This window comes from Rothia sp. 110740021-2, from assembly GCF_054263775.1.
Genome location: NZ_JBSZFE010000001.1, coordinates 212,316 through 227,933, shown reverse-complemented (window position 1 = coordinate 227,933; position 15,618 = coordinate 212,316). Strand labels below are relative to the sequence as shown.

Sequence of the window (15,618 nt, the reverse complement as noted above, 5' to 3'; positions counted from 1 at the left end):
GGCGTCAAAGGGCCTTAACGCCGGTACGCAAAGGACGGTAAGCCTGTCGTGACCCGCATCGGGTGCTTAGACTTACCGCCTTTGCGTATACCTAGAGGAGGCGTGTATTTAGAAGATTACTTCTTGGCGCGCAGCTTGGCTTCTTCGTTAGCCAGGGACTGACGCAGCTCGTCGGTACTCACGTTGACCTCAACAGCGGTGCCGCGGGTCTCTTCCTGGACGACGTCCATGACGGCCTTCGTGTGGAAGATTTCGACAATCTTCTTGTAGGTCTCGTCGTCAGCCTTGTCCTTCTGAGCAACGAAGAGGTTCACGTACTTGATTGCCGAGGGGTCGGTCTTGGGGTCGTCCTGAGCCAGTGCGTCTGCGGGCTTCAGGCCTGCATCCTTGAGGAAGTCGTTGTTCACAACAGCACCGTCTGCAGATTCCATGCCGACCACGGTCTGGGTTGCGTCGACGGGGGTGACCTTCACCTTGGATTTAGCGGTGTCCACGTCGTCGATGGTGGGTGCGTCAACATCAGCGTTCTTGAAGGTAACCAGACCGTTGGTCTTCAGCAGCTTCAGCGCGCGTGCTTCGTTCACGGTGTCGTTCGGGATAACGATCTCGCCGCCCTGGGGGATGTCTGCCAGGCTGGAGTGCTTCTTGGAGAACAGAGCCATCGGGTAAATCACGGTCGGGCCGACAATCTGCAGGTCCTTGTTAGCGCTCACGTTGTAGTTGGACAGGTACGCGATGTGCTGGAAGCGGTTCATGTCGATGTCACCGGCGTCCAGTGCGGGGTTCGGCTCGGTGTAAGCGCTGAACTCCTTGAATTCAATGTCGATACCCTGCTTCTTAGCTTCTTCCTTCAGGGTCTTGTTGAACTTCTCAGAGCCAACCACACCGATGGTGACCTTCTTAGATTCGGAAGAGGAGGAAGTGGAGGAGTTGGTAGAACCGCAGGCTGCCAGACCAAAGACCATGGGGACAACTGCGAGTGCAGCAGCAAACTTCTTCACGGCTATGAATCTTTCTGTTGAATGATGATGCGTTCCACCGGGTGCTCACGTTGGTACTAGCACATCCGATGGGAATGATAATGGGACAATTACAGCACGCACAAGGGCGGGTGTGGAAGTTGAGCTCTATTCATGAGACACAGAACGTCAAGGTCGTCATATTTTGTCATAATTCTTCACAGATTGATTATTGCAACGTCATTAAAACCCGCTCCTCAATCCTCCGTACACAAAAACGCCGGCCCGGGCAAAACAAACCCAAGCCGGCGTTCATCCTACCCACCTGTTACGGACCGGGGGGGGGGAATCAACCAGTACTACTAATCGAACTCGCCCGAAGCAATCAATTGCTCACGCACCTTACGGCGCAGAACCTTACCCAGCATCGAACGCGGCAGATCATCCACGACCACGATGCGGCGCGGAACCTTATAGCGGGTCACCTTCGAGTAGCAGTGCTCACGTAGAGTATGCTCCTGCACCACTCGACCCGGGGCGGCAATCACAGCAGCAACGACCATCTCACCACCTGCAGGCAACGGAATGCCCACCACCGCCGCATCAGCAACCGTATCATGCTGCTTGAGGGCGACCTCAACCTCCGTCGGGGAGACATTGAAACCGCCGGTAATAATAACTTCCTTAATGCGGTCCACAATCTGGATGAAGTAGTCCTCGTCCAGGCGCACAATATCACCGGTACGCAACCAACCATCAGGGGTGATGGTCTTTGCCGTCTCGTCCTCACGCTTCCAATAGCCAGCAAAACGCTGAGGGCCCTTCACCCACAGCTCCCCCTCTTCGCCATCGGGCATATCCTCACCGGTCTCCGGGTCTACCACACGAATATCGGTGGAGGGGAACGGAACACCAATGAAACCGGCGCGGCGAGTATCATTGAGCGGGTTGCAGGACACCAGCGGGGCACACTCAGTCAGGCCGTAGCCCTCCACCATGAAACCACCGGAGGCTTCCTCCCACTCGGCAACCAGCTCAGGCGGCAGGTTCATCGCACCAGACACCGCGTAACGGATACCCTCCAGGGACACGCCGCGCTTCTTCGCCTCGTCCATGAGCCGGCGGTACACCGGAGGAACCGCAGGAAGAATGGTCGGGCGGGTCTTCTTCATCGCCTTCAAAATCAGGTCCATGTCCACGGTCGGGAACAGCACCAGGCGGGCACGGCACAGCGACGCAATCGTCACGCCCAGGGTCATACCGTACGCGTGGAACAACGGCAGAACCGAGTAAATCACCTCGTCATCGCCCGGGTTAATCCATGCCTCACCCATACGGCCGTTAGACTCCAGGTTACGGTGGGTGAGCATCACACCCTTCGGCCGACCGGTCGTACCCGAGGTGTACTGCAACAGCGCAATATCGTACGCGGTCGGACGGCGATGAGACGGGTCAATACGCTCACTCTTCACCAAATGAGCCCACGATATAGTCCCCGGAGCGGAACCAGTCAGCTTCTCACGCGAAGCACGTGCATTTTTCAACGGCAACTTCAGCGCGGTACGCATCAGCGCGGGCATCGCCGAAATCATGTTCACCGAATAAATATGAGATGGGCGGATATCCGACGGCAGACCCGTAATATGCGAAGCAATCTTATCCCACACAATCGCGATCTTCGCACCGTGATCCTCAAACATGTGACGCAACTCCGCGCCCGTATACAGCGGGTTATGCTCCACCACAATCGCCCCTAGACGCAGAATCGCGTAAAACGCTGCAATATGCTGAGGACAGTTCGGCAAAATCAGCGCCACACGGTCACCCGGCTGCACACCCGCCACACGCAGACCCTCCGCCGCACGCTCAATCTGATCCCCCAACTCAGCGTAGGTGGTCGTCGCACCAAAAAACTCCAGCGCCACCTTATGCGGTGCGGTACGAACCGCCTCATCAATGAGATGACTCAATGACGTCTCCGGGAGCTCAATATCGCGTGCAGTCCACGGAGTATAGTTCTTCAACCAGGGGCGATGCGCCAACGGATGCGCGCCAGCGGGGGATGCAGGTGCCACCGCATCCTGCAGGTTCGTATTCTTCTGAGCCTCAGTCATGCATTGATTGTGCCTTCCCACGCCCTCACGCTTCAACTCAGTGGCGCCTCTTTCCACGCTGAAAATCACGCCGTACACCCACCCCAGATACCGCAATAAACGCCGAAACACTAAGGTAAACCCAAGCAACTCTGGGATACTTAAAGCATGAGTAAACGACAGCAAGAGATCACTGACGAACAGTTCAAGAAGCTCCTCCGCGAAATTTCCAAACGATTCACTATCGCCGGAGGAGTCGTTATCCTGTTCGGAATGGCTATCATCGCGCTAGTCTACCTTCTGGGAGGAGCCCACTAATGCACACCCCGCAGCGCCCCACCGGTGAAAACTTCAACCGTATGACCAACGGTTCCGTCTACATGCCCGACGCCGAATGCGCCACACAGTTCAAACGCATTTATGCCGCCACCATCCTCGCCGAAGAACACTACGCACGCGGCGAGCAGGCGCAGGCAATGCACGTCTACCGTAAACACCTCGGCCACCTGGGCAAACACGCCCACATCCGACCCGGCGTACGCTTTGACTACGGCGTGAACACCTACATCGGTGACGGTTCCTTCTTCAACTTCGGCACCGTCTTCCTGGACGTCTGCCCGATCCGCATCGGCTCTACCGTACTGGTTGGTAGCAACGTACAGTTTATGACCCCCACCCATCCGCTCCACCCCGGCGACCGCGCCGACTACTGGGAAGCAGGCGCGCCCATCACCGTTGAAGACAACGTATGGATCGGTAGCGGAGCTATCATCCTGGGCGGCGTGACCATCGGCAAGAACTCCGTGATCGGTGCAGGAACTGTCGTCACCAAGGACGTCCCCGCTAGCTCCCTCGTGGTGGGCAACCCCGGCCGCGTCATCCGCACCCTGGATGAGAACGAGCGCCCCGCACACCCGCACACCTTCTCCGCAGAAGCTATGGAAGAAGCACGCGCCTTCTACGCTAACCGCGCACTCTAAGGCAACCCGCTTACCACGACCCCAGGATTAGAGATATAAAGGACTTAATGAACGCACAGAACAACACCCCGCAGCAGCATCCGGCTGCTGCGGCGTCCTCCCCCACTGAAAGTGACCTGTGGGAGGCAGCATTCTCCTCCGACGACCCCACCGTGGTCCTGACCGATGAGGAGCTGAACGCGGCACGCCACGCCCACGAAAAAGCGCGCAAGTCGAGCTCTTCGGCGCAGTCCTCACAGGATGCAACCCGTCCCCTCACCGGGGCGGCTACCGCAACCCAGCCGACCCTCTCCCCCGATGCCACTTATCAAGGTGCAGAGTCCGGCGCTAACTTCGGCGAGCCCGGAGATGACAACCTCAGCTGGCTCGACAAGCCTACGCTCCCCAGCCCGGACAACGTACGCAACGGCGCAACTGCCGCCCCCGCTACCGCTACAAGCTACGAGGTGCCCACACCCAGCAACGCCCCCGCTGCATCGAGCACCCCGCAGGCTGCCCCCGCGGCAGATGACCACTTCATCATCTCCACCCCCGCAGGTGATGCCGCTGCTTCGGAACCCATCCTCACCGCCGCAACCGCGCTGTCCATGCAGAAGAGCCGCTACTCCCGCATGCACCTGCTGCCCGGTCTGCTCGGCTGGCTGATTACCATTTCCCTCATGGACGGTGGCTTGTGGGCTATCAAATCGTGGCTGACCCTGACCGGTCAGACCGAGTCCGTCGAGTATGCCTCGGTGGTCTCCAGTCTGTTCAGCGGCGCATCGCACGCTGTGCCGGTCGCGGTGGCGTTGGGTGTGCTCATCTTCTTCGCCTACCTGGTGGGCGGTTACGCAGCCGGACGCATGGCACGATTCGCTGGCGTGAAGCAGGGCATTGCCGTATGGCTCTGGCAGATTATGGCACTCATCATCGGGTCCCTGGCGACCTTCCTCGCGCCTCAGCTGTTCCAGAACGGTGTCGCGTCCCTGTCCCTGCAGAAGCTGATTGCGGGCGATTTTGCGAACGGTCTGCTGGCGGTTCTGCTGGTTCTGGCGTTGAGCTTCCTCGGCGCTATCCTCGGCGGTCTATGCGGACGCCTGTACCACCGCCGCGTGGACAAGTATCCGAGCGACCAGGTGGCACGCAAGGACGCCTAGACTTCTAAGCACCTGCACCTAGTTGCGATAAGAATAAACCGTACAGAAAACCTCCGGTACCTTACGTAAGGTACCGGAGGTTTTCTGTATCTAAATATCTGTATCCTCAACAACCTCAGCTACCCAGCGATACGACGCTGGCTATCTAAAACATACCGCCTAGTGGTCCAGCAGCAGTGCAGGCTCCTCTAGAATTGCAGCCACATCAGCCATGAAACGAGCCGACAGGTCCCCATCCACCACACGGTGATCGAAGGAGCCACCCAGGGTCGTCACCCAGCGAGGAATAACTTCACCATCAACAACCCACGGCTTCTGCTTGATCGTACCAAAGGCAATAATCGCGACCTCACCGGGATTGATAATCGGGGTACCCGTATCAATACCCAGCGAACCAATGTTCGTAATGGTCAGAGTGCCATTCGCCATCTCAGCAGGCTGAGTCTTACCCTCACGAGCACGAGAGGTTAGGTTGTTCAGTGCAATAGCCAGCTCACGCAGGGACAGCTCCTGCGCGTCCTTAATGTTCGGAACCATCAGGCCGCGCGGGGTTGCCGCAGCAATACCCAGGTTCATAAAGTGCTTAATCTGGATTTCGCTATCGGTCCATGTTGCGTTGACCTGTGGGTTACGCTCAGCAGCCCAAATAACCGCGGCGGCAAGCACCAGCAGCGGGGTGACCTTCACGCCCTCAAAGTGGCGAGACTTCTTCAGACGCTTCACGAACTCCATGGTGCGCGAGGCATCAACGTCCACGAAGATGGACACGTGCGGAGCGCTAAACGCCGAGGAAACCATTGCCTTCGCGGTAGCCTTACGCACGCCACGCACCGGGATACGCTCGATGCGGTCACCGGGGGTGGTTGCAGACTGCCAGAAGGGCTGGCGGGCACCGCTATGCTGCACATCGTTCAGGTGCGCCACATAGTTCATGAGGTCTTGCTTAGTCACCTGGCCGCGCGTACCGGTAGCGGTCACGTTCGCCAGGTCAACACCCAGCTCCTTTGCGGCAAGACGCACCGGAGGCGGCGCGAGGGTTGGGCGGTGCGGAACCTGCTCGGGAGCCAGAGTCGGCGCAGGAGCCGCTACGGGCTCGGGTGCTAGACGCTGCACCACCGAGTTCAGCGGAGTGTTCTCCACAAAGCGGGAGGCGCGCTCAGCCAGCTCACCCAACAGGCCCTGGTTGCGATTCACCGGATCGGCGGGGGCGTGCGCCACGGGTGTCTGAACAGCCGGTGCAACCGATGCCACAGTAGCCTGTGCGGGTTGGGTTGCGGAGGCGCTGCGCTTGCGGGCGCGACGCTTCACCACATCCGCCTTGGGACCGGAGCCGACCAGCGCGGTGCCGGACTCAGCCTCTGCGGCGGTGGGAGCTATCGGGGTTGCGGGTGCCTTGTCGCCGCCGGAGATGCTGATAATCGGGGTGCCCACCTCAACGGTTTCACCTTCAGTAACAAGCAGCGCCTCGACGGTACCGGCGAAGGGCGAGGGAAGTTCCACGATGCTCTTAGCGGTTTCAATTTCAACGAGGACGTCGTTGATGGCGACCTCGGCGCCGACTGCTACCTTCCAGCTGAGGATTTCTGCTTCGGTCAGGCCTTCACCCACGTCAGGGAGCGGGAAAATCTGGGACATTTTTACCTCTCACTAGGGTATATACCCTATACGGAATATTATGTGCGGGCTTGCAACCCGCCGTAGCGCAACACGCTAATACTGAGGGAGTGACTAGTAGTCAAAAGCACGGTCGACCGCCTCAAGAATACGGTCAATATCGGGTACATACTCTTCCTCAACACGGGAAACCGGGTACGGCATGTAGTAGCCACCCACGCGAATCACCGGCGCCTGCAGGCTGTAGAAGCAACGCTCCGTAATCGCCGCAGCCAGCTCACCACCCATACCGCCGAAGGTTGGCGCCTCGTGGGCAATAATCAGGCGACCAGTCTTCGCTACCGAAGCAGCAACGGTCGGCACATCCAGCGGCGAAATCGAGCGCAGGTCAATGACCTCGATCGAGCGGCCATCCTCCACGGCAGCCTCAGCGGCAGCCAGAGCAACCGGCACCAGCGGACCGTACGCAACGATAGTCGCATCCGTACCTTCACGCACCACCTGGGCGCTAAAGGGATCAAAGGAAGTGTCGCTAAAATCCACTTCGCCCTTGAGCCAGTAGCGGCGTTTCGGCTCAAAAATAATGACCGGGTCGGGGCACTCAATCGCCTTACGGGTCATCCAGTACGCCTCGTGCGGGGTCGAGGGGGTCACAATACGCAGACCCGCAGTGTGGGCGAACAGCGCCTCCGGGGACTCGGAGTGGTGCTCCACAGAACCAATCACACCACCATACGGAATACGGATAGTCACCGGCACCGTGTACTGCTTGTCGGTGCGGTTATGAATCTTCGCCAGCTGGCTCGTGATCTGGTTGTAGGCGGGGAACACGAAGCCGTCGAACTGAATCTCCGGCACGGGACGGTAGCCACGCAGCGCCATACCGATGGAGGTACCGATAATGCCAGACTCGCCCAGGGGCGCATCCATAACGCGGCGGTTACCGAAACGTGTCTGCAGACCCTCGGTCACACGGTACACGCCGCCGAGCTTACCGATATCCTCACCGAGCATGACGACGGTGCGGTCGGCTTCCATGGCGTCTTCTAGGCCGCGGGTAATCGCCTTGGCGAGGGTCAAACGTTCAATTTTCTCGCTCATGCTTACTCCTCTTCAAAGCCTGCAACGTAGTTACGGTAGAACTCGCGGTCATCTTCCACCTGCTGGTGTTCCTGCGCGTAGACGCGGTCGAAGAAATGCTCAAAGTCTGCAACTTCGATGTTCAGCAGTGCCTCGCGCACGCCGGATGCAACCTGCTGTGCGGATTCTGCGACCTCAGCAAAGAATGCATCATCGGCGTAGCCGTTATCGCGCAGGTGCTTCTCAAGGCGCAACATGGGGTCGCGGCGCAGAGGACCTTCCAGGTCGGCATCGGTGCGGTACTTGGTGGGATCGTCCGCAGTGGTGTGCGGGCCGAGGCGGTAGGTCTCAGCTTCAATCAGCACGGGGCCTTCACCGGCACGAATCTTCTCCATGGCATAGCGGGTTGCGGCGAGCACCGCGAGAACGTCGTTACCATCCACGCGGATACCTTCAAAGCCGTAGCCTGCGGCGCGGGTCGACACCGGCACGCGGGACTGCACCTCGAAGGGCACGGAGATAGCCCAGCGGTTATTCTGCACGAAGAAGAGCACCGGCGCGTTATAGGAGGCGGCGAAAACCATGGCTTCGTGCGCGTCACCCTCGGTGGAGGAACCGTCACCGAAGTAGACCGCCACGGCGGGCTTCTGGGTATCCTCGGCGGGGTCGGTTGCCTGACCCTGGCCGGTGCGGCGAGTGCCGGTTTCAGCCTCGATATCGGCATCAAAGTTCAGGCCCATGGCGTAGCCGACGGCGTGCAGGGTCTGGGCGGCAAGCACCTTGGTGTAGGTATGGAAGTTGTGCGCCTTCATGTCCCAGCCGTGGGTGGTGGCTCCGCAGAAGATGGTAATCAGGTCGCGGAAGTCCACGCCACGCGCCAGTGCGACGGCGTGCTCACGGTAGGACGGGAAGATGTAGTCGTTGGGTGCGTAGGCAAATGCAGAGCCGATCTGCGCGGCTTCTTGGCCTCGGCTGGGTACCCAGAGGGCGAGCAGTCCCTGGCGCTGTAGGGCGGTTGCCTCATCGTCGAATCGGCGGGTGGTGTACATGAGACGGTATGCTTCGCGCAGAGTGTCTGCGTTGACGTCTTCGATGTACCGGCTGTAGGTGGGGTGTTCGTGTACGGTGCCATTTTCATCCATGAGCTGGATACGTTCGGGCACTCCGGGATACTTGTCGTTCTCGTGCATCTAACCTCCACACGTGACGAGGGCTTGGCCCTCAGCGGCTTAGGTTTTAGTCTCAACTTTCACCTAATGGTGCAGGATTTGAGGTGTTCCGGCAAGCCTGTGAGGGTCTGGGCATATACAGTTACCAGTCTACTCTTTCCGGCTCTATCTCGCGGCAGTTACGCTGATAACACAGCGTATTATGCCCTATCGTTCAGTATTTGATTATCATCAAATTAAACCTCCCATACATTCTTTTCATGGAATATATGGGAGGTTTAATTTAACTTTTAAAGCCACTTTAGAGACCAGATTTTTCTCTCCGAAGCACAAATATTGAACTCTAAACAATCCCCGACAAGAGAAAATAGTACATTGTTCAATTAGGGTCGAATGGGCACCCCCATCCCTTCACAAGATGCCCTAGAGTTCCTTCATGAAGACCTCACAGAGCGAGAGAAAACGGTCATTCGCCTCCACCTCACCGATGCTCACACGAACACCCTCGGTACCGAACGCACGCACCGACAGCGCATGTTCAGCCATCAGCTGCACAAACTCACCCGTGCACTCCCCCAGGGATAGCCACACGAAGTTCGCGTAAGTGCTCGGGAAATCATAGCCCAACTCCCACAGTCGAGTGGTCACGCGCTCACGCTCAGAGACCAGGTGGCTAACACGCTCCATCACCGCATCCTCATGCTTGATGGAGGCGATAGCCGCCGCCTCAGCCAGCGCCGTCACGGCGAACGGGGTTGCCGCCACGCGCAGGTGCTGCGTAATCTGCGAGTGAGATATCGAGTAGCCCACCCGCAGACCCGCCAGACCCTGCGCTTTGGAGAAGGTGCGCAGAATGATGACGTTCTCGTAGTCGTGGTAAATGTCCATGCCGTTCAGCGGAGCTTCTTCACTGTCCGGCACGGTGGAGGCGGCGCAGAACTCGAAGTACGCCTCGTCAATCACCACGGGAATGTGAGCGGGCACCTTCGCCAGGAACGCACGGATCTGGCTTTCAGTGACGGCGGGGCCGGTCGGGTTGTTGGGGGTGCAGACCAGGATCAGGCGGGTGCGTTCGGTGATGGCTGCCACCATGGCGTCCAGGTCGTGTGAACCGTCGGGCAGGTTCGGCACCTGCACACTGCGAGCACCCATAATACCGACGAGGATCGGGTATGCCTCAAAGGAACGCCAGGCGTAGATGACTTCGTCTTGCACGCCGTCGATATTTACGCCGGCGAAGGTTTTGAGGATTTGGTTGAGCGCGCCGAGGCTTCCGGCACCGGTAACAATGTCGTCAGCGTCCACACCGAGCCGTGCGGAGAGCTTCTGGCGCAGGGCGGTAGAGAGCGGATCGGGGTAGCGGTGCGCGGTCGCAAATTCTGCGAGGACGCGCGCGACCTCGGGCACGGGGCCCAGCGGGTTCTCGTTCGAGGAGAGCTTGTACTGGGTGAGGCCTTCAACGGGTGTGGGCGGTTTACCTGCCGCGTAGCTAGGCAGGGTGCTAAAGACGGGGCGGACCGGGATATTGGCGTGTTCAGCTGACTGGCTCATGGTTCCAGTATGTGCCTGCGGGCGGTTCGGAGGCTAACGCTTCTCACCTGGAGAGCAGGTCGCGATCAAGCTGTAGCTATGCAGGTAGCAGATAGTGGCCGCTAGCGCTGTACGCAAAGGCTACATGTAAAGGCTGTACGCAAAGATGGGGGGCGCCGCCGGGGTCGTTCCCGCAGACGCCTCCCTTTCTCTTTTTCTGCTCTACTCTACTCGCCCTCCACCCTCGACCGAGCCGTCAAGATTGGCTCTTAAGACTGGGTTTTTAGACTGGTACTTTTAGATCATCAGTGGTTCACGCTCCTCGATGGGAGTCAGGTCCTCAGGAGGGCCCGGGGCGCGGAACCCGAGGTCGATGTTCTCGGGCGGAGTTGGTGCGAGGAACCCGGGGTCAATGCTCTTAGACGGGAACATAGGCGCAGGCTTCAGGTCTGGCAGCGTCGGGATGAGCGACTCACCACCGTCGTAGTCTCCGCCTTGACTATCGCCACCGACCACATGCGGCATAGCCGTTAGGTCACCAATCCGAGGTAGCGATTCAACCACATCTGGGGGGCCCTGAATGAGGCGGGGTGCGAAGTTCCCAAGGGCGGGTTGTGCTTCCGGGCGCACGATGAATCCGGGGTCGATGTCCTCTGCCGGTGCCATGGGCATGCGGCTGACGGGCTGAGTGTCCTGCGGTGCGTTGACGATAAATCCGCGGTTGGCAGGTGCCTCGGTAGTGGAGGCCAGTAGCTTTGCGGCTAATAGCGCGGGTTGTGCAGGTGTAAGGTTCGGTGCGGGCAAGGAACCTGAATTCGGCATCTGCAGTACAGGGGTTTCGGGCCAGGTAGGCTTCGGGTTCTGAGGCTTTTCCTGCGGAGTCGGCTCGGGATGAGGGATGGTCTTTTGGACACCCTCAATGACGGCGGGAATGTGCCCAGTAACCGCCTGTACGGTTTCTCCAGCTTCTCGTTGGAGACCCTCGGCCCTCTGCTTGGCCATCTCCATGCCCAGCTGGACATCTGCAACGGTATCTTCAATTTTCTGCCAAGTATTTTCGACGTTGCCACGCGCTACACTATCTACTCGGTGCAGTTCTCCATCTGTATATTGGTCTGCGGCCTCGTAATAAAATTGAGGGTTAAGTTGTACCCCGGCATCAAGAGCATGTTGAGTGTACCTAGCCCCACGTAATCCATACTCATTCAGACGTTCTTCAAACGTGTAACCATCTGGCATAGCGGAGCCCGAGGTAACCCTTTGTTCCCCTTGCACATAATCTTCTGCTCTGAGAGCACCCAGAGTTTGGTTTCCGTATCCTTCGCGTTGCAAGGTTTCTCTATATGCCCCTCCGTCATGTTTGAAATTTGAAACCGTAATTGCGGTATCGCGTTCATCGGGACGCCAACCTCCAAACGCCCTCAGAGCAGAGTCAGGAACCGGGTCTCCATCTCCTTCCACGTAGTCCACTCCAAAATCACGGCGTTTAGCCGGTAGACCTCGTAGCGGGGAGGCTTGAGTATAGACACCCACAATGTTGATCTCTTTAGCGACTTCAGTACTATTCGCCATATTGTAGGCAATCATTCCTCCCTGACTGAAGCCTTCCATATACACTCGGGCACCCTGAGGTGCTCCGGCATCACGGAGGGCTTGCAAAACCATCTGATAGGCGGGGTTCTCCAGAGTATCGTTACCCAGTGCTTCACGAAGAGTCCCAGGAATATCCATAGGAGATCCACCAAAGGAAGAAAAGTTAGTGCCCGGAATGCTCACGACGTACAGGGCATATGCGGGATCCCCTTCGTGTCCTGCTTTGTACATAACGGTGACGAGCACGGCACCACGTTCACCCTTAGTCGGGTCCTGTTGGGAGCGTTCAAACTCCTGGTCCTGCGCCTTGGCGGCCGCCTGAAGACGCTCAGCACTGGCGTCCACTGTGAGACGGTCTTTCTCGCCGGAATGCGCACTAACCCCATACTCATCGGCTGAGGTGGTGCGCACATTATGTGCTTTCTTATCAGAATCCGGATCACGGAGGGGACCGACGATTCCAACTCCGCCTATTGCTAAGACTTTTTCAATAAATCCCTGGGGTATTTTTGTCACGGCAGAGAGTCGGCCAGCAATACGCTGACGGGCAATTTCGGGATTCCACTTGGTATCAAAGTAGGCAGTAACACCGAAGATAATACCCGCTACGACAGGCGAATACGGCAACAGCCAATAGGCCGAGAAGTACCCGAGCTCGGGAATGGTGAGCTTCAAGAGGTAGGTAGCTTCGCCGGGTTCTCCAGCAATGAGTCCGCGCAGGTGGTCTCGGGTACTACGTCCGTCGGTGAGCTTACCGCCCTTTGCAATGCCCATCGAATCGAACCAACCAGCGACGGTCTTTTCAACCTGCAGGTAAGAACTGTGGGCTGCACGGACGGCGGCTGCAGTGGCGCCGAACTTTGTGGCGCTCAGACCGAGGTCTGTGGCAAGGACGGAGCATACAGCGGCAGCCTGCTGGGCACGTCCGTTGATGCCGAGAAAGAGACGAGTTTCAGCGGCGATGCCGAGAATGGGCATGGTGCGGTCGACGCAGGTGCGGCTGACGGCGTCGAGGCCGTCGGCAATGGCGGGCATTTCTTCAAGCTCAACGCTGATGGTGCCTGCGGTGGGCCCTGCGGAGTCGGTGAGGTCACCGATGGGTGCAACGGTGGGTCCGGTAATCATGGTATCTCCTAGGGTGAGGTGAGTGGGTTCAGATAAGCGAGCTCAGCCCGTCGGGCAGGTTCACGTGCATGAGCAAATTCAGCGTTGACTGGGCTTTTTGTACGCCTGAGCGGGCTATGATTTCGCCGGGGTCGAGCTTTTCGAGGAGGTCGGCGGCGCTATCAGCGAGTTTTCCGAGTAGGTTATCTACTACGGAGGCGGCGGCTTGGATTTCCTGCGCTTTGGCAGTGAGGTCGTTGGCGAGTTCTTCACCAGCGGCGGCAATCATGGCAGCGGCACCTTCGGCTTGTTCAGCTTGGTTGCGGACTTTTTCGCGGTGTTCTTGGAGTTGTCGCCGGTAGGCGCGTCCGGCTTCGGATACCCAGTGGTTGCCGTTGAGTTCGTTGGCGTGTTGGTGTGCGATGCGGATTTCTTGGGCTTCGGTGCGCATCCTGTGGGAGAGTTCTGCGCCTTTGGCTCGGGCGAGCGCGGCGGCAGCCATGAGCTGAGTGGCGAGGGTGTGGCCGGCTGCGGTGCCGATGCCCATGTGTCCTGCTGCGCGGAGGATATCGGTTGGTTCGATCCGGGGCAGTTGGAGTACGGGAGGTGGTGCGGTGTCGACGATGGCGTTCATGGTGTGTCCTTTCGCGGCGGGTTTGTTTTAGGCTAAATCTGCCGCGGTGACCGTGCAGGCTGAGTACGCTAACCTGTGGATAACTCAGGCATGTTTCAAAAATTCGCACATTTTGCGCCTTCAAAACCCGAAAAATGCCCCTTCCGCCGCACCTCGATTTGTCATATTTCTGCAACTAACCGAACCGCCCATCACGTCTATGTACTCTGCCCACCTCTTTTTTTCGGCGGATTCGTGCAAAAATAGAGTTATGTCTCACATCAATAACACCTTTTTGCCTTCTGGCCGTATCGACCTGGGCACCGGCGACCTTGCGCTGGGCCCTCTGGATGGACGCTACGCATCCGCCACCGCACCCCTGACCAACTACCTTTCTGAGGCCGCTCTGAACCGCGATCGCATTCACGTTGAGGTTGAGTGGTTCATCTACCTGTGCGAGCATTCGATTCTTCCGGGCCTGTCCCCGCTCACCGGTAAGCAGAAGAATGGTCTGCGCGCGATTGTCACTGATTTTGATGCTGATTCTGTCGCTGAGCTGGCAGAGATTGAGGCAGTCACCGTTCACGATGTGAAGGCTGTCGAGTACTACATTGGTCGCCGTCTGGAGGGTCTGGGTCTGGGGCACCTGGTGCCGCTGGTTCACTTCGGTTGCACCTCCGAGGACATTAACAACCTCGCCTACGCGCTGGGCATCAAGGATGCTGTTGAGAACGTGTGGGTTCCTGCCGCTGAGAACCTGATTGAGGTGCTGCTTAAGCTGGCTGAGGAAGGCCGCAACGTGCCGATGCTGTGCCGTACTCACGGTCAGCCTGCAACTCCCTCCACCCTGGGTAAGGAGCTGGGCGTGCTCGCGTACCGTCTGAAGCGCCAGGTGAAGCACGTTGCTGCAACCGAGTTCCTGGGCAAGATTAATGGTGCGACCGGCACCTACGCTGCTCACTATGCGTCGGTTCCTGACGCTGATTGGCAGGATGTTTCTCGTGGTTTTGTGGAGCACCTGGGCCTGACCTGGAACCCGCTGACCACCCAGATCGAGTCACACGACTGGCAGGCTGAGCTATACTCGGATATCGCTCATTTCAACCGCGTGCTGCACAACCTCTGCACCGATGTGTGGAGCTACATTTCGATTGGTTTCTTCCGCCAGATTCCGGTGGCTGGTGCAACCGGTTCGTCGACCATGCCGCACAAGGTGAACCCGATTCGCTTTGAGAATGCGGAGGCTAACCTGGAGCTCTCCAACGCTCTGCTGGATTCGCTGGGTTCGACCCTGGTGACTTCTCGTTGGCAGCGTGACCTGACGGACTCCTCAGCACAGCGCAATATTGGTGTGGCATTTGGTCACTCGGTGCTGGCTATCTCCAATGTGGTGAAGGGTCTTGAGCGTCTGGATATTGCAACCGAGGTTATTTCGGCTGATCTGGATGCGAATTGGGAAGTCCTGGCTGAGGCGATCCAGATGGTGATGCGTGCTGAGGCTATCGCGGGTGTTCCCGGCATGGAGAACCCGTATGAGCGCCTGAAGGAGCTGACTCGCGGCCACCGCGTGGATGCCGCTCGCCTGACGGAGTTCGTGGCTACGTTGGGCCTCTCTCCCGAAGCTGAGGCACGTCTGTCGGCTCTGACTCCGCACACTTATAACGGTATTGCGGCTCAGCTGCTGGATCACGCGAAGAACGCTTAGTCCGTAGCGAAGGATTAAAAACTGAAGACCCCGGTTCCCTTA

General features: G+C 58.4%; 11 protein-coding genes. 3 read left to right on the top strand and 8 right to left on the bottom strand.

The window, feature by feature from the left end; genetic code table 11:
* Positions 1 to 116: 116 nt before the first annotated feature.
* Positions 117 to 1,001, bottom strand: a complete 885-nt coding sequence (locus ACUXHH_RS01010) for a MetQ/NlpA family ABC transporter substrate-binding protein (RefSeq protein WP_458390621.1) — start codon at positions 999 to 1,001, stop codon at positions 117 to 119.
* Between the two features lie 320 nt (positions 1,002 to 1,321).
* Positions 1,322 to 3,073: a long-chain-fatty-acid--CoA ligase gene (locus ACUXHH_RS01005; RefSeq protein ID WP_279740989.1), complete on the bottom strand. Its 1,752-nt coding sequence runs from the start codon at positions 3,071 to 3,073 to the stop codon at positions 1,322 to 1,324.
* Between the two features lie 296 nt (positions 3,074 to 3,369).
* Between ACUXHH_RS01005 and ACUXHH_RS01000 the strand changes: the two genes are divergently transcribed.
* Complete coding sequence (locus tag ACUXHH_RS01000; protein ID WP_279740991.1) at positions 3,370 to 4,032, top strand: sugar O-acetyltransferase; 663 nt, start codon at positions 3,370 to 3,372, stop codon at positions 4,030 to 4,032.
* 47 nt (positions 4,033 to 4,079) lie between these two features.
* Complete coding sequence (locus ACUXHH_RS00995) at positions 4,080 to 5,168, top strand: hypothetical protein (protein WP_458390620.1); 1,089 nt, start codon at positions 4,080 to 4,082, stop codon at positions 5,166 to 5,168.
* Positions 5,169 to 5,327: 159 nt separating this feature from the next.
* Here the strand turns inward: ACUXHH_RS00995 and ACUXHH_RS00990 are convergent, their stop codons facing one another.
* From ACUXHH_RS00990 to ACUXHH_RS00965, 6 genes are all read right to left on the bottom strand, one after another.
* Positions 5,328 to 6,803, bottom strand: coding sequence for a dihydrolipoamide acetyltransferase family protein (locus ACUXHH_RS00990; RefSeq protein WP_279740994.1), 1,476 nt, complete (start codon positions 6,801 to 6,803; stop codon positions 5,328 to 5,330).
* Positions 6,804 to 6,896: 93 nt separating this feature from the next.
* Complete coding sequence (locus ACUXHH_RS00985; protein WP_279740995.1) at positions 6,897 to 7,883, bottom strand: alpha-ketoacid dehydrogenase subunit beta; 987 nt, start codon at positions 7,881 to 7,883, stop codon at positions 6,897 to 6,899.
* A 2-nt stretch (positions 7,884 to 7,885) separates the two neighbouring features.
* A complete protein-coding gene (locus tag ACUXHH_RS00980) occupies positions 7,886 to 9,052 on the bottom strand; it encodes a thiamine pyrophosphate-dependent enzyme (protein WP_279740997.1) in 1,167 nt (388 codons plus the stop codon).
* 402 nt (positions 9,053 to 9,454) lie between these two features.
* Positions 9,455 to 10,582 (bottom strand): histidinol-phosphate transaminase, encoded by a 1,128-nt coding sequence (locus ACUXHH_RS00975; protein ID WP_279741000.1) that lies wholly within the window; start codon positions 10,580 to 10,582, stop codon positions 9,455 to 9,457.
* Positions 10,583 to 10,858: 276 nt separating this feature from the next.
* Positions 10,859 to 13,279, bottom strand: a complete 2,421-nt coding sequence (locus tag ACUXHH_RS00970; RefSeq protein WP_279754552.1) for an extensin — start codon at positions 13,277 to 13,279, stop codon at positions 10,859 to 10,861.
* Between the two features lie 28 nt (positions 13,280 to 13,307).
* Positions 13,308 to 13,892, bottom strand: a complete 585-nt coding sequence (locus ACUXHH_RS00965) for an ABC transporter substrate-binding protein (protein ID WP_279741002.1) — start codon at positions 13,890 to 13,892, stop codon at positions 13,308 to 13,310.
* A gap of 250 nt (positions 13,893 to 14,142) precedes the next feature.
* Here ACUXHH_RS00965 and purB point away from each other — a divergent pair, with 250 nt between their 5' ends.
* The gene (gene purB / locus ACUXHH_RS00960) at positions 14,143 to 15,576 is read left to right on the top strand and encodes an adenylosuccinate lyase (protein WP_279741004.1); all 1,434 of its coding nucleotides are present in this window, start codon (positions 14,143 to 14,145) and stop codon (positions 15,574 to 15,576) included.
* Positions 15,577 to 15,618 lie beyond the last annotated feature (42 nt).